This window comes from Ruegeria sp. ABD4_443, from assembly GCF_056160865.1.
Genome location: NZ_JBSWYA010000002.1, coordinates 58,865 through 78,807, shown reverse-complemented (window position 1 = coordinate 78,807; position 19,943 = coordinate 58,865). Strand labels below are relative to the sequence as shown.

At 60.9% G+C, this 19,943-nt stretch carries 15 protein-coding genes and 1 tRNA gene; 11 read left to right on the top strand and 5 right to left on the bottom strand.

Annotation, left to right across the window (positions count from 1 at the left end; genetic code table 11):
* Window positions 1-148 precede the first annotated feature (148 nt).
* Window positions 149-1,744: a BCCT family transporter gene (locus ACXAG8_RS04485; protein ID WP_475222535.1), complete on the top strand. Its 1,596-nt coding sequence runs from the start codon at window positions 149-151 to the stop codon at window positions 1,742-1,744.
* A 57-nt stretch (window positions 1,745-1,801) separates the two neighbouring features.
* Here ACXAG8_RS04485 and ACXAG8_RS04480 read toward each other — a convergent pair whose 3' ends face one another.
* Complete coding sequence (locus ACXAG8_RS04480) at window positions 1,802-2,179, bottom strand: VOC family protein (protein ID WP_475222534.1); 378 nt, start codon at window positions 2,177-2,179, stop codon at window positions 1,802-1,804.
* A gap of 277 nt (window positions 2,180-2,456) precedes the next feature.
* Between ACXAG8_RS04480 and ACXAG8_RS04475 the strand changes: the two genes are divergently transcribed.
* The 7 genes from ACXAG8_RS04475 to ACXAG8_RS04445 all read left to right on the top strand — a co-directional run bounded on the left by ACXAG8_RS04475 (window position 2,457) and on the right by ACXAG8_RS04445 (window position 10,422).
* A complete protein-coding gene (locus tag ACXAG8_RS04475) occupies window positions 2,457-3,683 on the top strand; it encodes an aminotransferase class V-fold PLP-dependent enzyme (RefSeq protein WP_475222533.1) in 1,227 nt (408 codons plus the stop codon).
* Window positions 3,684-3,883: 200 nt separating this feature from the next.
* The gene (locus tag ACXAG8_RS04470) at window positions 3,884-5,092 is read left to right on the top strand and encodes a class I SAM-dependent methyltransferase (RefSeq protein ID WP_475222531.1); all 1,209 of its coding nucleotides are present in this window, start codon (window positions 3,884-3,886) and stop codon (window positions 5,090-5,092) included.
* A gap of 16 nt (window positions 5,093-5,108) precedes the next feature.
* Window positions 5,109-5,549 carry a TrgA family protein gene (locus ACXAG8_RS04465; RefSeq protein ID WP_475222528.1) on the top strand — a complete coding sequence of 147 codons (441 nt, stop codon included), beginning with the start codon at window positions 5,109-5,111 and terminating at the stop codon, window positions 5,547-5,549.
* A 28-nt stretch (window positions 5,550-5,577) separates the two neighbouring features.
* The gene (locus tag ACXAG8_RS04460) at window positions 5,578-6,693 is read left to right on the top strand and encodes an NUDIX domain-containing protein (protein ID WP_475222527.1); all 1,116 of its coding nucleotides are present in this window, start codon (window positions 5,578-5,580) and stop codon (window positions 6,691-6,693) included.
* 67 nt (window positions 6,694-6,760) lie between these two features.
* On the top strand, window positions 6,761-7,795 hold the full coding sequence (locus ACXAG8_RS04455; RefSeq protein WP_475222526.1) for a cysteine synthase A: 1,035 nt from the start codon (window positions 6,761-6,763) through the stop codon (window positions 7,793-7,795).
* Window positions 7,795-10,230, top strand: a complete 2,436-nt coding sequence (locus tag ACXAG8_RS04450) for a DUF3772 domain-containing protein (RefSeq protein WP_475222525.1) — start codon at window positions 7,795-7,797, stop codon at window positions 10,228-10,230. The genes ACXAG8_RS04455 and ACXAG8_RS04450 overlap by 1 nt, the downstream gene beginning before the upstream one ends.
* Before the next feature lie 102 nt (window positions 10,231-10,332).
* Window positions 10,333-10,422 (top strand) — tRNA-Ser (locus ACXAG8_RS04445).
* A 77-nt stretch (window positions 10,423-10,499) separates the two neighbouring features.
* Here the strand turns inward: ACXAG8_RS04445 and ACXAG8_RS04440 are convergent.
* The 4 genes from ACXAG8_RS04440 to ACXAG8_RS04425 form a co-directional block, all read right to left on the bottom strand.
* The gene (locus ACXAG8_RS04440) at window positions 10,500-11,954 is read right to left on the bottom strand and encodes a hypothetical protein (RefSeq protein WP_475222523.1); all 1,455 of its coding nucleotides are present in this window, start codon (window positions 11,952-11,954) and stop codon (window positions 10,500-10,502) included.
* A 13-nt stretch (window positions 11,955-11,967) separates the two neighbouring features.
* Window positions 11,968-13,011 (bottom strand): caspase family protein, encoded by a 1,044-nt coding sequence (locus ACXAG8_RS04435; protein ID WP_475222522.1) that lies wholly within the window; start codon window positions 13,009-13,011, stop codon window positions 11,968-11,970.
* Window positions 13,012-13,024: 13 nt separating this feature from the next.
* Window positions 13,025-15,274 carry a GDSL-type esterase/lipase family protein gene (locus ACXAG8_RS04430; RefSeq protein ID WP_475222521.1) on the bottom strand — a complete coding sequence of 750 codons (2,250 nt, stop codon included), beginning with the start codon at window positions 15,272-15,274 and terminating at the stop codon, window positions 13,025-13,027.
* Window positions 15,275-15,698: 424 nt separating this feature from the next.
* Window positions 15,699-16,718 carry a hypothetical protein gene (locus ACXAG8_RS04425; protein ID WP_475222519.1) on the bottom strand — a complete coding sequence of 340 codons (1,020 nt, stop codon included), beginning with the start codon at window positions 16,716-16,718 and terminating at the stop codon, window positions 15,699-15,701.
* Window positions 16,719-16,910: 192 nt separating this feature from the next.
* On the opposite strand from ACXAG8_RS04425, the gene ACXAG8_RS04420 reads away from it, so the two are divergent.
* The 3 genes from ACXAG8_RS04420 to ACXAG8_RS04410 are packed head-to-tail and all read left to right on the top strand — an operon-like array spanning window position 16,911 to window position 19,938.
* Window positions 16,911-17,636, top strand: coding sequence for a hypothetical protein (locus ACXAG8_RS04420; protein ID WP_475222518.1), 726 nt, complete (start codon window positions 16,911-16,913; stop codon window positions 17,634-17,636).
* Window positions 17,621-18,523 (top strand): hypothetical protein, encoded by a 903-nt coding sequence (locus ACXAG8_RS04415; protein WP_475222517.1) that lies wholly within the window; start codon window positions 17,621-17,623, stop codon window positions 18,521-18,523. The genes ACXAG8_RS04420 and ACXAG8_RS04415 overlap by 16 nt, the downstream gene beginning before the upstream one ends.
* Window positions 18,523-19,938, top strand: a complete 1,416-nt coding sequence (locus ACXAG8_RS04410; RefSeq protein WP_475222516.1) for a tetratricopeptide repeat protein — start codon at window positions 18,523-18,525, stop codon at window positions 19,936-19,938. Before ACXAG8_RS04415 ends, ACXAG8_RS04410 begins: the two co-directional genes overlap by 1 nt.
* Window positions 19,939-19,943: the final 5 nt, after the last annotated feature.

Sequence of the window (19,943 nt, the reverse complement as noted above, 5' to 3'; positions counted from 1 at the left end):
AACCAATTCCATTTCGGAATTCCCACGTGCATCTGCGGCAAGAAATCGCCGCAGATGTCGGTTTTGGCGTTCATTGGGTCTCGGTGGCGAAACGGTTGGCCCGTTCGTTCGCTGAAGACTGAAACACCACTTGAGAGAGGGAGAGAGTATGTCTGACAGTACAGAAAACTCAGAGACCGACTATGAGGTCGGTCAGGACAATGTTCAGATCCTGGGTCTGGACGTACATAACCCGGTCTTTGCCGTATCGGGTCTGACCATCATCGCATTCGTGTTCTTTTCGCTGGTTTTCCGGGAGCAGGCGGTAGAGTTCTTCGGATGGCTGCGCCCGGCGCTGACCAGCAAATTCGACTGGGTCTTCATGCTGGCGGCCAATATCTTTGTCGTGTTCTCGCTGTTGCTGATCGTGACCCCCTATGGCTCGATCCGGCTTGGCGGTGATGACGCCAAACCCGATTACAGCTATGCGGGCTGGTTCTCGATGCTGTTTGCCGCAGGCATGGGCATTGGCCTTGTCTTCTGGGGCGTGGCCGAGCCGATCTCGCACTATGGGGCGTCGCTTGGCGGTGTGGCCGTGGGCGAAGACGGGGTTCGTACGGACTGGGCACCGCTGGGCGCGGGTCTGGAAGACCCCGAAGCATCCAGGAAACTGGCCATGGCGGCCACGATATTTCACTGGGGTCTGCATCCTTGGGCCGTTTATGCCGTTGTGGCGCTGGCGCTGGCGTTTTTCAGCTTTAACCGGGGTTTGCCGCTGACCATGCGATCCGTGTTCTACCCCCTGTTCGGAGAGGCGACCTGGGGTCCGTTGGGGCATATCATTGACGTATTGGCCGTCTTCGCGACCATTTTCGGGCTCGCAACCTCGTTGGGGTTGGGGGCGACACAGGCGCTGGCCGGGTTGAACTATCTTTTCGATGTCCCGATCACCGACGGGATGAAGGTTCTGTTGATCGGCCTGATTACCGCCTTTGCGCTGGTGTCGGTCGTTGCCGGTCTGGACAAGGGCGTCAAACGCCTGTCCGAGGCCAACATGATTCTGGCGGCTGCTTTGCTTTTGCTGGTTCTCATCCTTGGCCCGACCATCGCGATACTGACAGGGTTCTTCGACAGCTTGATCGAATATGTCGTCGCTTTGCCTGCCTTGTCCAATTGGATCGGTCGCGAAGACACCAATTTCATGCAGGGCTGGACAACCTTCTACTGGGCTTGGTGGATTTCCTGGTCGCCTTTCGTGGGCATGTTCATCGCCCGGATTTCCCGTGGCCGGACCGTGCGCGAATTCGTAACCTGCGTCATCGTGATCCCGACCGTCGTCGGCGCCCTGTGGATGAGCGTTTTCGGTGGCGCGGCACTGGATCAGGTGCTGTCCGGGTCGGGGCAGGCGCTGTCGGACGCGGCGCTTGAGCTGAAGATGTTCAAGATGTTCGAGGCCTTTCCGATGACAGGGCTGCTGTCCTTTGTCGGTATCGTGCTGGTCGTCGTGTTCTTCGTGACCAGTTCGGACTCGGGCTCTCTGGTCATTGACACGATCACGGCAGGCGGCAAGATCGACGCGCCGACGGCGCAGCGCGTGTTCTGGTGCGTTCTGGAAGGCGCGATTGCCATTGTGCTGCTCTTGGGCGGCGGGCTTGGCGCGCTTCAGGCTGCGGCGATTGCGACCGGGTTTCCGTTTGCGATCGTCCTGGTCGTGATGTGCGTGTCGATTTTCATCGGACTGGCAAACGAACGCCGCCGCCGCTGAGCGTGAAAACAGACCGCAAGATGAAAGACCCCGGCGTCTGGCCGGGGTCTTTTTTGTTTACGGACCTTCGAAAAAACCGACCGAGTTTCCGTCGGGGTCAAGGGCATAGAAGAACCGGCCGGGCGGAACCTGGATCGGTTCGGACACCACCTGTCCACCAGCCGCCGTCACGCGGGTCATGACGTCCTCCAGCTGCCCTTGCGCCGACAGGTGCAGCGTGGGGCCCTGGCCTGTCTTGGCAGGCTTTCCGGGGTACAGGTGCAAGCCAACGCCGGTGCCCGGATTTTCCGGCCGAAACACCGCCATGGGGTTTGGCCCGGATGTATCAATGCTGAGATCCGCACCCGTCACCGCCGCATAGAAGGCGACCGCCTTGTCCATATCCGTTACGGGCAGTTCGCCCCAGACCAGAAAGTCCTTTGGTTGAAAGCTCATGGTAATCCTCTTGTCGCTTGTTGCAGCTTTATACTTGCATGGCCCAATGACAGTTTCTGTCATCAGTCAGGGTGCTTGACCATTTGGTTTGCAAAGGGCTTACTGCGCGTGTCCCTTGGGCCTGTCAGGGCACGAATGGGGCTGCCGGTGCCGCCGTCGCTGAATGTCGGTCTTGCCGGTTCGGCTGGAAGACCTGCCATGTTTTCGGAGAGGGTGGTCCGGGGTCATGCGTGGGCAATTCTCAAAAGCAGGGCGCATGACGACAAAGGGGCGTGTGATGAGCACTCTTGATATTGACTATGTCCGGGATCAGTTTCCCGCGTTTTCCCGGCCCGAGTTGCAGGGCCAGGCCTTTTTCGAGAATGCGGGCGGGTCTTATACCTGTAAGCCGGTGATCGATCGGCTGACGCGGTTTTATACGCAGCGCAAGGTTCAGCCCTATGCGCCTTACGAGGCAAGCCGGCTGGGCGGGGCTGAGATGGACGAGGCGCGGGCGCGCATGGCCGAGATCCTGGGCGTGGAAACCCATGAGCTGAGCTTTGGCCCATCGACCACGCAGAACACCTATGTTCTGGCGCAGGCGTTTCGGCAATGGATGCAGCCCGGCGAGGCGATCATCGTGACCAACCAGGATCATGAGGCAAATTCAGGCCCGTGGCGGAACCTGTCCGCTGACGGGATCGAGATACGCGAATGGCGGATCGACCCAGAGACAGGGTCATTGAACCCGCAACACCTCGAAGACCTGTTGGATGACAAGGTCAGGCTGGTCTGTTTCCCGCATTGCTCGAACGTTATTGGTGAGATCAACCCGGTGACACAGATAACGGCGATTGCGCACGCGGCCGGTGCCTTTGTCTGTGTCGACGGCGTGTCCTATGCGCCGCACGGGTTTCCCAATGTTGGAAACCTTGGCCCCGATATTTACCTGTTTTCGGCCTATAAGACCTATGGCCCGCATCAGGGTTGCATGGTGATCCGGCAGGCCTTGGGTGAATTGCTGCCCAACCAGGCGCATTATTTCAATGCGGATGTGCTGTATAAACGTTTTACCCCTGCCGGACCCGATCACGCCCAGATCGCGGCCAGCGCCGGTATGGCGGATTATGTCGATCTTTTGTGCCAACACCATGGCGGCCCGGATGGGCCAGGGGCGGACCGGGCGGCCTTTGTCCATGATCTGATGCGCGCACATGAAATCGCCCTGTTGCAGCCTGTTCTGGATGCGGTGCGCGACCGGAATGACATTCGCCTGATCGGTCCATCCGATGCGACCCGGCGCGCGCCGACCGTGGCATTGGCCTTGCACCAACCCGCAGCCGAGGTGGCCGCCGCCCTGTCGCAGCACGGCATCATGGCCAGTGGCGGTGACTTTTACGCTGTGCGCCCGTTGCAGGCGATGGGCGTTGACCTGGACAAGGGGGTCCTGCGCGTCAGCTTTACGCACTATACCTCGGCCGCCGAAACCGAGCAGTTGATCGACGCGTTGGACCGTGTCCTGTAACGGGGCCTTTGCAGCCCGGCGCGGCGGGGGCGGCCTGATACGCCGCCCTGCCGGACGCCGCCGGGCAGGGCGCTGAAGCTGGTGCGCGACACCGCCGGAAATGGCCGAAAACCATGCAAATAGGCGGTAAGGAACTGAAAACTTGCCAGAAACAGAATCCCGCCCTAGCCTGATCGCGATACCGCACAGGGGAAAAGCGGATGATCCTGACGACCACACACGGGCAGGAAAACCTGCCCAGGTACTTTGCGCAAGTCTTCAGAATGTTGGCGTCCATGAACGCTGGCCAGTTGGATATTTCCTTGCCCGATGGTCGGATTTTCCGGTCCAAGGGTGATAAGCCCGGCCCGGTCGCGCGCGTCGATATTCACGATCCCGACGTATTTGCCCGGCTTATCCGCGAAGGCGAACTGGGCTTTTCGGATGCCTATCTTGAAGGCGGGTGGAGCACGCCAGACCTGCGCGCGTTCATGGACCTGGTGCATCTGGGAACCGAAACGGTATATGACGATTTCACCGGGGCCTTTCTGGTTCGCGCCTATGAGCGGTTGCGTTTCTGGCTGCACCGGAACAACCGATCCCAGGCCAAAAAGAACATCTCGTACCACTATGATCTGGGCAATGCGTTCTATGCGCTGTGGCTCGATGAGACCATGACCTATTCCAGCGCCATCTTCGAGACCGGGCAGGAAAGCCTGGAAAAGGCCCAAACGGCCAAATATGCCAGCCTGGTGGATGAAATGGGCGCAAAACCCGGCGATCACATCCTGGAAATCGGCTGTGGCTGGGGTGGGTTCGCCGAATATGCCGCGCGCGAACGCGACCTGCGGGTGACGGGCCTTACAATCAGTCAGGAACAGTTGAGCTTTGCAAGGCAGCGTATTGATAATGCAGGTCTTTCTGATCGGGTGTCGTTCAAGCTGCAGGACTATCGCGATGAGCGGGGCCAGTATGATGGCATCGCGTCCATCGAGATGTTCGAGGCTGTGGGCGAGAAATACTGGCCGGTTTATTTCGAAACGGTTCGCGACCGGTTGAAGCCCGGTGCGCAAGCCACATTGCAGATCATTACCGTCGCTGATTTCCGGTGGGACGTATACCGGAATGGCGTTGATTTCATTCAGAAATACATCTTTCCGGGCGGCATGTTGCCAGCGCCTGCGGTGCTGCGGGAACAGATTGCCGCGGCAGGTCTGACTTTTGTGCGCTCGAAAGAGTTTGGCCAAAGCTATGACCTGACGCTGCGGCGCTGGTACGAGACATTCAATGCCAAATGGGACCAGATCGCCGATATGGGCTTTGACGAGCGTTTTCGCCGCATGTGGAATTATTATTTGACCGCTTGTGGCGCAGCCTTTGACACGGGCAATTGCGATGTGACACAGATCACCCTAGCGAAACCCAACTGACGAACGGAAACTACGAATGCCCACTGCCTCACGTCTTGTTGCCGCGGCCTGTCTGATGGTGGTGGCCTTTCTGGTTTCGGGGATGATCATCGACAACGGCGAAGAGGGCAAAGCCTATGGGTATTTCACCCATATCAACCTGATCCTGGGGTTCCTGTGTGGCTGGATCATCATGGGAAAACGGGCAGGCAAGGGATGGACGGCCGCCGTCAACAACGGGTTGACCGGTGTTGTCTCGCTGGTGTTCTGGGGCCTGTTCGTGCAGGGCACGTACGAGATGTTCCGCCTGGCGATGCGGCACCGTTATGATGGCCCGTTCGAGGCGCTGCTGGCCATCTTCCAGATCGGCGTCGCCTATGGGGAACAATTGCTGGCACCGGAAATCATTGCCACGCTGGCATTTGGCGCGCTGCTGTCGGGCATTCTGACGGAAATCGCGTGGCGGCGCTGGCGCTAGGAAATTTACGCAGAAGACGAGACCGGATTTGGCAGACCTGTTTTTCTACGGCACTTTGCGTCATGTGCCATTGCTTGAGCTTGTTTTGGGCCGGCCCGCAGCGGGGATTGCCGTTTTCGAGGCAACGCTTGCGGACCACGCGGTATATTGGGTTCAGGATCAGCCCTTTCCCATGATTGTTGCCGAAGCCGGGCAGACCGCATCCGGGTTGCTGGTGCGGGACCTGACCGAGGACGATCTCGCGCGGCTGGCCTTTTACGAAGGCGGGTTCGACTATGGCACAGAAACCCTGAGCGTGACCGTTCGGGACGAAACGCGGGCTCAGGCACAGGTGTTTTTCCCAAAGCCCGGTCGCTGGACCCCCGGCAAACCGTGGTCGTTGCCGGATTGGGTGGATGCGTGGGGCCCGGTCTCGGTCACGGCGGCGGCCGAGGTCATGGCCTATTACGGCAAGGTCGGCTGTGACCGGATTGCAGACAGTTTCAATGCCATCCGCACGCGCGCCTGGGCAAAACTTGCGGCCCGGGAACGCGGCTGCATTGCCGACAGCAGGTCGCCGGGGGATGTGATCGTGCATCGGCACACCCATGCCTATATCAACTATTTCGGCATGGAAGAGATTCAGGTCAGTCACCGCCAATATGACGGCACCATGGGGCCTGTCCTGGACCGCAGCGCGCTGATGCAGGGCAGTGCGGTTGTCGTGCTGCCCTATGATCCGCAGCGCGACACGGTTTTGCTGGTCGAACAGTTCCGCCCCCCGGTCTTTCTGAACGACGACCCGGACCCCTGGATGTGGGAACCGGTGGCGGGGATGATCGATCCGGGCGAAACTCCGGAAGCTGCCGCGCTTCGCGAAGCGCAGGAAGAGGCGCAGATCGCGCTTGCGCATCTGGAACCCGCCGGACGCGCCTATTCGTCCAGCGGATCGTCTACCGAGTTCTTGTATCTTTTCGTTGGTCTTGCGGAGCTGACGCATACGACACAAGCCGGGGGAAAGGACACCGAAGGCGAAGATATTCGCAGCCAGATCATACCGTTCGCCGATTTCATCGACCGGGTGGATCGGGGGTGTTTCAAGGACTTGCCGCTGCTGTCACTGGCGCATTGGCTGGCGCGTCACCGCGAACGCCTGCGGGGATGACTCCCGCCTTGTGGTTGCGGCATGGCACCTGTAAATCTGCATTGTTACCATTTGAAACGAGGGCGCCATGCGCATTGCACGAGATCTTGCCGACGCAGTAGGAAAAACACCGTTGATCCGGCTGCGCCGCGTCAGCGAGGAAACGGGATGTGAAATTCTGGGCAAGGCCGAATTCATGAACCCCGGCCAGTCGGTCAAGGACCGTGCGGCGCTGTATATCATCCGCGATGCCATTGCGCGCGGTGATCTCAAACCGGGCGGAACAATCGTCGAGGGCACGGCGGGAAACACCGGGATCGGGCTGGCGCTGGTGGGCGCGTCGATGGGTTTCAAAACCGTTATCGTCATCCCTGAAACCCAATCCGAAGAGAAAAAGGACATGCTGCGCCTTGCCGGGGCGCAACTGGTTCAGGTGCCCGCAGCGCCGTATCGCAACCCCAACAACTTTGTCCACTATTCGCGCCGCCTGGCCGAGGAACTGGCCCAATCCGAACCAAATGGTGCGATCTGGGCCAACCAGTTCGACAATGTCGCCAACCGTCAGTCGCATGTGGAAACCACCGGTCCGGAAATCTGGGAACAGACGGGCGGACGGGTCAACGGTTTTGTCTGCGCGGTCGGGTCGGGTGGAACCCTGGCCGGTGTCGCCGAGGCGTTGCAGCCCAAGGGCGTGACGATCGGTCTGGCCGATCCTATGGGAGCGGGGCTGTTTTCCTATTACACGACCGGCGAGATCGCGATGGAAGGCGGCTCGATCGCCGAGGGGATCGGGCAGGTGCGGGTCACCAAGAACCTGGAAGGGTTCACACCCGACCATTCCTACCAGATCACCGACAACGAGGCGCTGCCCTATATCTTTGATCTGTTGCGGGACGAAGGTTTGGTCATGGGCGGATCCACCGCGATCAACATTGCCGGCGCGGTTCGGCTGGCCAGGGAAATGGGGCCGGGGAACACGATCGTGACGGTTCTGTGCGACTATGGCACCCGGTACCAGTCCAAACTGTTCAACCCCGAATTCCTGCGTGAAAAGGAACTTCCGGTGCCTGAGTGGATGACAGAAGCCCCACGCAGCATACCCGGCGTTTTCGAGGACGTATAATGGGACGGCTGGTCCGCCTGTTTCTGGCTGTTGCAGCGGTCGCGACCATTGCAATGGCCGGAACCGCCTGGGCCCAGTTATCGGATCGCCAAAGCGAATATTACAAGGGCTGGATCAGCACCGCCGACCGTGCCGAATCCGTGATCGAGGCCAATCGCGCCTCGAACGCCTCGCTTGAGAATTTGCGTTCAGAAATAAACGATTACAGAGAAGACTTCAACACGGCCCGGCGGGCGAATACGGACCGGATCCAGACCCTGGAAAGCCAGATCAAGGCGCTTGGGCCCAAGCCCGATGACGGCACGGATGAACCCGAGGATATCGCCAAGCTGCGGTCTCATCTTGAGGCGCAGTTGAACAGCCTGCGCGTGCCCCGGATCATTTCCGAGGAAGCATACAGCCGCGCCAACGGGCTGATCAGCGAGATCGATCAGATCGTCCGTACGCGGCAGAAGAAAGAGCTGTTGAAGCGCGGGCCATCACCGATCAACCCGATCTATTGGGGCCCTGCCTGGAGCGACATAAAGGAAGCGGCCCGAGGGCTTATCAACGAAACCGCCGAGAACCTGCGATCTGATACCGTTCGAGAACAAGTGCGCGAGCGCGCGCTTGCGATTGTTGTCCTGGTCGTGGTCGCGGCGATCCTGTTGGTCTATGGAAAACGCTGGTCCGAACGGGCCGGGGATTATTTGCGGCGCATCGGTGGTCAGGGCAGCGGTGTCTGGACCTTTGTGGCGTCGCTGTTTCGGATTTTCCTGCCGTGGTTGGGGGTGACGCTGCTGGTCACCGCCGTGGTCCTGACGGGCGTTCTGGGCGTCCGTGGGACCTTGCTGTTTCAGGACATACCCTATTGGGCCGCGATCATCTTTTACTTTGACTGGATCGGCCGGCAGATATTCCTGTTCGGGGCCGCCCAAAATTTCCAGAAGATTTCGGCCAAGAAGATCACCGAACTGCGGGTTTATATCGACCTGTTGGCCTTCATGCTGATCTTTCATGAACTGGCGATACTGTTCGAGCAGATCGAGAACATTTCGGATGCCACGCGGGCGGTTGTCAGTTTTCCGATCATTGTCGGCACATCACTTCTGTTGCTTCGAATCCGGCAGATCCGCAGCAAGGAACAGGCACCCGGCCAGCCGGAACAGGCGTCGTCTTCGCGGGCGGCCGGGTTCAGCCAACTGGTCGAATTCTTGCGCCGCGCGCTTTTTGTCCTTGGGATCGTCAGCCCGATCCTTGCGGTCTTTGGCTATACCAACGCGGCCGAGGCTGTTGTGTTCCCGGCGGTCAAGACGCTTGTCCTGATCGCCGCGCTTGTGATCCTGCAGCGTTTTGTAAGCCAGCTTTACGGCTGGATTTCAGGGCAGGGGGACGCGGCGCGGGATTCGCTGTTTTCGGTTCTGGTCGGGTTCGTGCTGGCCATCTTGTCCCTTCCGATCCTGGCCATTTACTGGGGCGCGCGGGAAACCGACCTGAGCGAGGCATGGTCACGGCTTCTGCTTGGGTTTGACATCGGCGGCGTTACGATCTCGCCCAGCAATTTCCTGACCTTCGTGGCGGTTTTCGCCATCGGATACATGTTGACCCGGCTATTGCAGAGCGGTCTGCGCAACTCGTTGCTGCCGAAAACCAGCATCGACCCCGGCGGGCAGAATGCGATTGTCGCCGGAACAGGGTATGTTGGCATTTTCCTGGCCGCGCTTGCCGCGATCATGGTGGCCGGGTTCGATCTGTCGTCGCTTGCAATTGTTGCCGGTGCCCTCTCGGTCGGGATCGGTTTTGGCCTGCAGACCATCGTGTCAAACTTCGTGTCCGGGATCATCCTGCTTGTCGAACGTCCGATCTCGAAAGGGGACTGGATCGATGTGAATGGCAAAATGGGATATGTCCGCGACATTTCGGTTCGTTCGACCCGGATCGAGACCTTTGACCGTACCGATCTGATCGTCCCCAATTCCGACCTGATCAGCGGCGTTGTCACCAACTACACCCGCGGCAACACGGTTGGCCGTGTGATCGTGCCGGTCGGCGTGGCCTATGGCACCGATACCCGCAGGGTCGAGAAAATCCTGGGCGAGATTGCAAACAGCCATCCGATGGTCCTGGCCAACCCGGCACCAAGCGTTGTGTTCCAGGGGTTTGGCGCAGACAGCCTGGATTTCGAGATCAGGGCGATCCTGAGGGATGTGAACTGGGTGCTGTCCGTCAAATCCGACATGAACCACGAGATCAACAAACGTTTTGTCGAAGAAGGGATCGAGATTCCGTTTGCCCAGCGTGATCTCTGGCTGCGGAACCCCGAAGTTCTGAAAGACAGGCCACAGCAGCCGTCCGACCCTGAACCGGCAGTATCGGCACCGGATAAGACGGGCCAGTCACACCCTGTGGACCTGACCGAGGCGGACCTGGATTCGGACGGCAGCGACGAGGTTTGACCCGCCCGGACCCGTTGTGTGATTGCATCTGCGGATCGGCTGCAAAATCCCGTCAAAGGGGCCTTGCAAAATCAATTTCGATGGTCCAAGTATCGCCGGCACGGAGAGGTGGCCGAGTGGTCGAAGGCGCACGCCTGGAAAGTGTGTAGGCGGGAAACCGTCTCCAGGGTTCGAATCCCTGTCTCTCCGCCACAGGCTTTTCGCGAAAAATCACTGTTCGGGCTGTGCTGTGCCCTGTATGGGCAAACGGGAACGGGTCCCGATGACGGTCACAGGATCATGTCGATCACGGATCGCGGGGCCTCGAACCGGGCGATGCAGTCGCGTACAAAGCTGTCGCGTATCCTGGGGTCTGCCGTCCGGTCCCGCAGACCCGCCGCGTCGGGATCATAGCGTTCCTGTTCGGCGGCGGCATCCAGAACGGCGCGGGTCAGGTCGATCTGGCGAAGCATGATCTGCTCGCTTTGGTACTGGGGAATGCGCCAGGCAAAAAACGGCTCTGTCCGGGTTCTCTGGGCGGTTCGGCGCCAAAGACGTGGCGGCACAAGTTCGGGCCGGTCGGCAGAGGCGTCCAACAGGTTTTTCCATCCATGCGACAGCATCGGCGGAAAGCGCAGGGTTTCCGTGCGGGCGTCTTTCCCGCGCAGCGCGGCGATGTCAGGATGATCCTCGCCAAACAAGGACGCGGTGTTTTCAAGAACTTCGTGGAACAGCCCGTCATCATAACCAACGGGCCGCTCGATACTGGCCGCGGACGCCTTTTGTTTCAGCAACAGCAGAAGATGCGCGCCGTATAGGCCCAGCATCGGGTTTTGAAACTTGCCGCGCACATAGTTCAGCAATTCGCTGGTCGCGCTGGACCGTTCGTCAGCCAGCGCAAACCTAGCCGCATCGGTCAGGCGCACGATGTCGTCAGATACGCTCAGGCCGCCGCGGGTGATGTGGACGGATATGTCCACCAGACGTTTGCGCGGCCCGGTCCAGACGTCGCCGCCTCCGCCTTGCGAGGGCTCGTAAAGGGCAAAGACATGGGTGCGCCATCCGGGCAGGATGGTTATGGGCTGTTCCGATTTTCCTTCGCCGTCGTAAAGCCCAAGGGTGTAAATTCCGGGATGCGCGCGCAGCGAAACACCAGAATAGCGGTCCTGGGCCAAATCGCCGGAAAACCAAGTGGCTACGGGGGCGATCTGTGATCCGGCCTCGGTCTGCGCCTCGTACCGCGCGCCTTCGCCGCGCGAGGCCAGTGACATCAGCCGCCGCCCGCCGCCGGTGGCCAGGCTTGCGCCCCAGGCCGGGTCGTTCAACTTTTGCGGGCCACTGTCGTGCCAAGGTGTCCACCAGCGCGCCATAAAGACCAGAGACCCCGAATGCGACGGCCTGCTGGCCGGTCCGGCAGAATGGACAAACGCGGCGTGCGTGTCCTCGTCCAGGTCGGGTGGGGCGGCTTGTTCTGCGGCGCTCATGTGGGTTTCATGGGTTCGGCTGGTATGGGCAAGCGGGGCCGCCGAGCCAAACTCGATCGTGGGGACGTCGATATTCATATTGTCCCGCAGAACGACAACGCGCTGCCATTCGCTGCGTCCCGACACGGCGCGGACCTTGTAAATGCCGGGCTCCAGGTCCTGTTTCAGCCGCCGTGCGCCACGGGCCCTAAGCGCGAAATCCGTCGCGACCACGAATATCTCGGTGGTTTCATCCTGGGCCTGCACTGTCAGTATCGGCATCGTCCTGATCCTGTCATCCAAGGTCAATAAGGGTTTCGGCGCCGGTGAATTCGAACGCGGCTTCCCAGCCATCATCATGCGAAAGACTGAAAAGCCCCGGCTCAAGCGTCAGGGTCACGCGCCCGCCGTTGGCGGAAACCGGGCCAAGATCGTCCAGCGCGGCATTGGCCAGATGCAGGGTTGCATTCGCAACCGGGGGCGGCAGCGAAACCTCGACAGGGCGTTGGAACACTGGTGCATTCCTGACCAGCGTCAGCGAGTCAAATGGCCCGAAATCCGGCTCGGTCGACACCATCGGGTGCTGGCGTTGGGCGTCGGTCATCAGTTTGTGCATGGTTGCAATCAAATAGTCCCGAAGGCTGTCGCTGGTGATCACCCTGTCGCCATTTGCGTCCACGACGGCCGCTGCGCCTTCCAGTGCCAGTTTCAGCGCATAGGAAAACGCGCCATGGGCCTTGCCATCGGCCATTGTGCCTTCGACCGCGCGCCCGGCGAACCGCGCGGCAAAGGCGCCGACGGCCTTTGTGTTGTGACCATGGGCGCGGATCTCTCGCCGCCAGTGAATCGGGGTAGGGGCGGCCAGGCGTCCCTGATCCATGCAGGCATCGTAGAACAGGACACATTCCTCGACATGCGCCGCGTCCAGAAACCAGTGGAAGTAATCCGTCACGAACAGGTTCGTCAGGCTGGTCTGCGTGGCATCGGCCAGGTACAGCCCGCCTTCGGTCCGGCGTCGCCCGTACCCGTGGCCACTGACATAGATGTAAAGCCTGCGCTTTTTCGGCGTCTTCTTAAGCTCGGACCTAAGCGCATCCAGTTCCTGTTTCAGATGAGCCTGCGCCGGGCCGATCTGGCCGCCCGCCGGAAAATCGGCCGAGGTCTTGCGAAAGATATGCGCCGCCGGAACGTCCCCGCCATTGGGGTCCGTCAGCCAGTCGTAAAAGGCCAAAGCGTCGTTTTCAGGGCCTTTCAGGTTTTGCGACCCCGAGGCGGCATTGCCGCCGAAACCGGGATACCGCTTTATCGCGATCAGCAGGGCCAGATCATTTTGCGCCATTGCCTGCCAACCCTCAAAGCGCAGGATAGGCGCGGCGGATAAGCTCTCGGTCCGATGGGCTGAAATCGGTGTTGAACCCGGTTTCAAAGTCCCCGACGGTCCATTTGTTGGGGATCGGATACATCATGATGGACAGCGGGTCGATCTGGGTCATCAACAGTTCGCCCGGTTCGTAATGTTTCAGAACGTTGTGCCGGACCGTTGCTTCGTCCCAAAAATTCGGGGCGCCGGACAGGTCTTCGATCACGGCGTCTTCGTCCCATTCGATCCCGCCATCGGGGTTTTGGTGTTCATGCACCAGGCCAAGCGCGTGGCCGAATTCGTGCAGCACGACCTCGCGGATTTCGACATCGTCCGATTGGTCCGTCAGCCAGCCATAATTCATCGTGGCTTTGGTCTGATCGGTTTCAAGCAGGCAGTCGGTGCCCAGCAGCGACCAGGACCCTGCGCCTTGCTGGAAGGCCACCCTGATTTCGGCGTCGCCTTCGGTGACGAACTCGAATGTCAGCGCTGCCATATCCTCGGCAACCCATTGCCGGGCAAAATGTTCGACCCGTTCGCGCAGATGGTCCGACCCGTCCAGGAAACGAACCCTGATTACGGAATTGAGCGGCCATTTCGCGCTGTCCAGCAAGGCGGCCTTTGCGCCTTGCAGCGTCTGCGCATCGTCCTCTGACGGGGCTTTCTTGAAGGCTATGCAGAACCGGTCGGCGTTGGGTTTGACCGCTTGAATTCCTTGCTGCGCCATGGTCAGGCTTGCATGGGCCGAGCCGCCGCCCTGCAGCTTTTCACCCCAAAGCGTACAGGTTTCCTCCCAGCTGGGTGCCAGGAACCGGCGCACGATGATGGCTGCGACGGGGGCGGCGACAAAGGCCGTCAGGCCCAACGGTCCGCTGGCCAACAGCCCCGCAATTGCGGCAGCCAGCGCCCCTTGGCCGATGTTGAAGGCGTCGCGCAGCGCCTCGCGGTCGGCCTTGTCGGCATCGTCCTTGCCGCACAACAGCGCGTGCAACTCGCGATGTGCGCGGGCCAGAATGCGGGCTCCTAGTTGTCGAAAGGCCGGATAGCCGCCCGTCAGGCTGGCCTCGGGGACGCTTTCGGACGCGCGTGCCATTGCCATCATCGCACCGGATGCGCCGGTCCGTTCCATCGATGCCCGGCGCCCGATTTCAGACAGCAAAATGGCCTCGTCAAAGTGATCGGCAAGATGGATAACGGTGTTTGCCAGCGCCGTTTCCTCGGCTGCGGGGCGGCGCAGGGTTCCAAGCGCACCAAGCGCCTGCGACGGTTGCGCCCCGCCGGTCACGCGCTGGATGGTGGTTTCGAATTTGCGGGCCGCCTTGCCGAATGAGGATGAGTTCGGGTGCAGCTCGTCCTCCCACCCGCTGTCGGGGATCGTGCCGCGGCAATTGACGACATGCAACTTGCCAGCCAATCCCGGTTCGCGGGCAAGCCTGCCCAAGGCATCCGCCCAGCGATCAATCAGGATTTGCACGATATCCCGTTGCAGACCGGTATCGACAATCCCGCGCGACCGCAGCGGGCGACCCAGCCAGCGGCCGTTGTCGGGAATCGCGTGGTCATAGGTGTGGATCAGGATCGGCGTGCCGGGAACCGCGGCGGCGATACCATTGGTAATGTTGCGGACATGCCGGATCACTGCATCCAGGGTTCGGTCAAAGGCTCGGGTGATATGCCCCTCGGCATCCAGGCCCGGCGTAAAGTTGCGCACCACTGCCGCAAGGTTGCCGCCGCCCAGCAGGTCGTTGCCGCCACCGCTGAGCAAGACAACATCGGGACGTTCGGCCAGACAGGCGGCGACGACCTCGTTCTGGGTGAATATGTCATCCAGCGTGTCACCTGCGGCCCCCAGGCTTAGGATCGCGTGTTTGCGGGACAGATGGTCGATCACATCCTGCAATAGGAACGGGTACTGAAACCAGCTGTCGCCTTCCGACACGATCTTGAGGCCGTTCCAACCCGCCGCAATTTTGGCCCGGTATTCCAGCCGCCTGCGTTCACGGGAAACGTCGTTCAGACCGCCCAGGGCGATTGCGCCCTGAAGCGCGCTGCCAAGTCCGCTGCCGGCAACCGGCGGCAGCAACAGGCCGGGGTTCACCCGGACAACGGGCGCAAAGGCGCGGCTTCCGCCGACATCCAGCATCATGTAGGCGGCCAGGTCCTCGTCCGGTACCGAGGGGTCAAACAGCATGCGGCGCAGTTCATCTGTGGGGATGGGATCGGGGCGGGTGTTGTCGGCCATATCGGTCTCCTTAAATGCGGGGCCGGTACGGCCCTGAGAAATTCAGTGAAACGTCGCCGGTCGCCCCGGCAGCGCGCCGGAGCCCGAATGCCGGATCGGGTCAAAATGGACCCGCAGGCCGGCTGCGACCGGGGAATTGCGCAACGCGCATCGCCATGAGCCAATGCAGCGCGCCATGTGACACCCGCGTGGCCATGTCGTCGTCGCGCTGGCCCCCCCAACAGTACATTGCGCTGCTGTCGCCGAAATCGTCCCGCCCGTCCTGTGCTGGTTATGCATCCCAAACCTGAAATGCAGGGATTGGGGATGACGTCGATCAGGCCGGGCAGCATGGCGGTTGGCGCATGCAAACGCGGGCCAAACTGTCCGGCCCGCCATGGGATCATACCAGAAAACAGCTTATTTCGAAAGGCGCGCTGCGGTCCTACAGAGCCAGCGGCGTGATGCCACCGGCAAAGGCCGCAAGGATCGGCGCGGCCAGAGCGAACCCGGCGCGCAGGATGTCGCTGGTGCCTTCTTTCAGCCCGTGCGCCGCGCGCCAGTCGTCGATGTCAATCGCCGGGGCCTCGGGCCCGCTTTGGTTGACGGCTTCGGCCAGGCGTTTGATCCGGCTGTCCAGGACAAGAGCGACGGGCAGGTAAAAGCTGAGCATCAACAGGCAGAAATAGGTTCCGGTAAACAGGGCCGATGCCGTCACCAAGGCGCTATAGGCGGCCTTGTCACCTTCGGCAATCAGGGGCAGGGGCCAGTACATCCAACTGGTCGCAAAGAACATGCCAAAGGTCAGGATCAGGCTGGCCAGGTACAGTTGCTGCCGCATCTGGCGCAGGTTTCGGCCGAGTTCCTGTGCCTGCCGTTCTGCGCCTGTTTCATGGGCCGATGCCAGGCACAGGATCATGCCGACAATCAGCGCGCCAACCGCCAGACCGGCCAGGGCGTTGATGATATCAAGAACCCGCCGGAACATGGAAAACACCGGGATCTCGCCACACCGCCCCAACAGCCACCTGTCATCCGCCGCCGCGCAGCCCGGCAGCACCCCCTGCGACAGCGCGGACTCGAACAGCTCTTTTCCGACCTGGTGATAAATGCGCGGGTCTTGTGACGACGCGATTTGCTGAATGGTCGGCGTGACTGCCAGTGCCAGGATGGCCAGCGTTGTCACTATGGCGGCGGCCCGTGTCCTGCCGCTCATGGGTCGCGATAGCGTGCGCACCAGGATAGCGACGGCAAGCACCGCAAGCGCGGCAAAGAACCATGACGCAGCCAGGAACCGGAACCGCCCGACCGACTCGAGCCAGGGGCGGTCCTGTTCAAGTATCCCGTGCGGCACGTCCAGTTCGACAGCAATCAGGTTGTGCTGGATCAATTCATGAATCCCGAAAATGCAGACGGGCAACAACGCGATTGCGAAATAACGCAGCTTTACCTCGGATTTCGCCACAACCGGCCTCGTGCGTTGAACAAATGCCTGGCGCCCAACCTATCACATTTCCCTTGCCGCGGCACGGGTTGTCGCAAAAGCGGCGCCTGAACGGAGGCCCGTTTCAGGGGCCTTGGGGGCCATGCGCCTTCGGGATTTGGCAAAAATGTGATAGATTTGGCTTGGTTCAAGGATCGCACAGACATTGTCAGGATGGCCGAGAACGTTTCACATACCCCGACGCAAAAGGGCTCTGAAAACTCGGAAGCTCTGTTTCTTTATGCGCGCAGCTCGGGGCAGGACAGGCCGGTCGAGGCCGCGAAGCCAGACAAAAAACCGAACGCGCTGGGCAAATGGTTTGCCGATCTTCTGACCGCGTTGATCAAGACGGGCGTGGCCTTTTTCCTTGGCTACCTGTTGATCCAGAGCGTCGAGCTGGACCTGAAACGCGCCCAGTTCAGCGCCGATGCGGCGGATAAGCTGAAAACCTATGTGATCGAGCTGAACAGTTTGGAATCTTCGGCCAACCCGGCCCGCTCCAAGGCCACCGCCCTGGCGTTGGGCGGGTTCGGCGGGGTCGCGGCCTATCCGCTGGTGCAGATTGTCGAGCACGGCAACGAATTGCAGGTTGGATGGGGGAAACTGGGGCTGGAACAGGCCGGTTTGATTGCCAATGACGCCACTTGCGAGGTCATCATCCGGGTGATCGACGACCCCACGCGAACCTTCAGGTGGCAGACCCGCAAGGTTGCGGTTGAAATTGCCGGGTCGGTCCCGTGCCGTGCAGCGGCAGGCCCGTTGCAGCGGTTGCAGCAAAACCCCGGCATTGCGGGCGTACCGGCGGGTGAACAGGCCGTGAATTTCCAAAAGGCCATTGAAAAGTCGTTGAAGCAGATCGCGCGGGCGCAACAAAGGAACAGACCATGGTGGAAGTTTTGATAACCGTCCGGGATGCAACGCGTGTCCGTTTGCGGACCGTCGGACCGCTGATGATTGCTGTGCTGTTTTGCGTGGTTCTGGGTCAGCCGGTCAGGGCGCAATTGCAGGGGTGTCCGAATGAGGCCCCCACGGTCAACAAGCTGATTATCGGATCCATGGACCTGGTCCGCTCGGTCAGTGAGCGGAAACGGCGGGCATTGCTGGCCGCGTTCGAGATGCATTTTGACACGGCGGATGCATCGCTCGGGTCATTGGCCAAGATCATCTACTGCCCGCAAAGGCAGATGCGCGAATCCAACAACTACGACGCCACCGTGACCGGTGTGCTGAACGACGAGCGCGTTCTGCTTGAAGTGGGCGCGCGGGTCAGCGATGGGGACATCATCGTTGCCTATGTTGTCGTCCCGCTCAGGCATTACGAATACCACAATGCACAGCCGCCCCGTATGCCGGGCTATCACGAGGCGCTGTATGAACAGGCCCAGATACAGGCCGGGCTGGCCGACCTGTTCCAGGGCAACGCAGAGCTGCGCCTTCTGGCTGCGCTGGCGCTGGGCTTGCGGCATGAAAAAGCGGCCGAAGCCAACCCGCAAGGGGATGAGCGCAAGACCCTGCTGCTGCGGTCGCGGGCATTTTATTGCGACGCGATCGGCACGCTGGATGCAGCCAAACCGCGGCCCGGTTTCCTGGGGTTGCAGCAGGCCGAGTGGGAAAAGCTCGGCGCCTTTTCGCGCGATGGCGCGACCCGCGTCTACGAGCGGTCGGTTGATGAATTCGGCGACCAAAGCGCGCTTGGCGTGTTGCAGCAAATCCGTGGTGACGATCCGGCGGGCAGGGCGGCGTGCGTTGATCCGTTGCCACAACAAACCGGCGGAGGGTCCGAGTGATGACTGGAACTGTTCCCGATAACGCAGCACGGCGCGGTGTTGCGCTTGGCTTTCTTGTGCTCTGCCTGTGCGTGCTGGCGGGTCGCCCTGCCTTGGCGGGCGGCATAACGGCTTGCGAGTCGCCGTTCATATTCGAAGGGGCCGCCGCCAATATCGTTCCGCTGGAATTTGCGGCCACGGCTGCGGATACCGAAAACGCCGATGCCGATCGGCTTGAGCGGCTGCAGGACACGGCCCAGCGGCTGGCATGGCTGTTCAAGTTGGACAGTTGGCACCAGCCGACCTATGGCAGCCTGGGCGTGGTTGCGCATATGTTTCTGGGCAATACCTGTGACCCGGACGTCGTGTTGGATCAGTTGCTGGTGGGCGGCGCCGCGCCTCCGGTGCGGCAGGGGCAGATCTTGATCGTGCTGCAGGGGCGCATCTTTCTGGAAGAGGAACAGATATTTGTTCAGTCCCGCGTCAGGGGGTTCCGACGGGGATCGGATCAGTTCGACTATCGCATGCCGGTCCAGATGAACTATGCGACCGAGACCCTGCCTGTGCGCCTTGGCGACACGCAGCAGGTGCTTCGGGCGTCGCTGCCGGTGCTCGATGTGACCTTTGCGCCGCGCATCGTGACCGAGACCCTGTTCAACCAGATCAACGCCGATTTCCAAGAGGCCAGCAAGGTCTTTGCGCAGCCAGACGTCAATGCACCAAGCGATGAACTGGTCTTTCATGCCGATCAGCCGCGCGCCTTCAGCGTACGGATCATCGACCGGCAGGGCTGGATCGAAATTGATGACATGTTCGGCGGGCAGCCAAGCCACGGGTTCATCCGCGTCAATCCCGAGGTGTCCCGCTCTTTGCATCAGGCCATGCCCGAACTGGATTTTCTGAACGGGATGCTGGGCTTTTTGCGGCTGCAACAAACGCGGCCACCTTCGGAATTCGCGCCAACGCCCCGCTGGGCACCGGACCTGGCCGAAGGCGCGCTGAACCGGTACCTTGAGAATGCGTTGACGGCGGCAGAACCCGGTATTCGGGCAATGGCCCATGGCATGGTGGCGATCATCCAGGCCGCGCAACGAAATGACTGGCCAGCCGCGCGCGCCGATTTTTTGCGTGCGGCAGAATTGGCGCCAACAGATACCCATTACCGCAACGCGCTGGGCGTGACGGATACGGTCCTGTGTTGCATGGGCGGTGATCTGGGGCCGTATCGGGACCCGGCCCGGTGGTTTGCCGATGCGGTCTCGGTCGATCCGCAAAACCCCGAGGCGATGGCCAATCTTCTAAGCTTTCTCGAATATCTCGCCACGGCCGACAGCGTGCCCCAAGGCATCGACACAACCGATCTGCCCGCCACGTTGGATGTCGTGCGCAAGGTCGCGGCGCAATTTCCGGGCCTGACGGTGGAAGAGTTTCAATAGGTCCT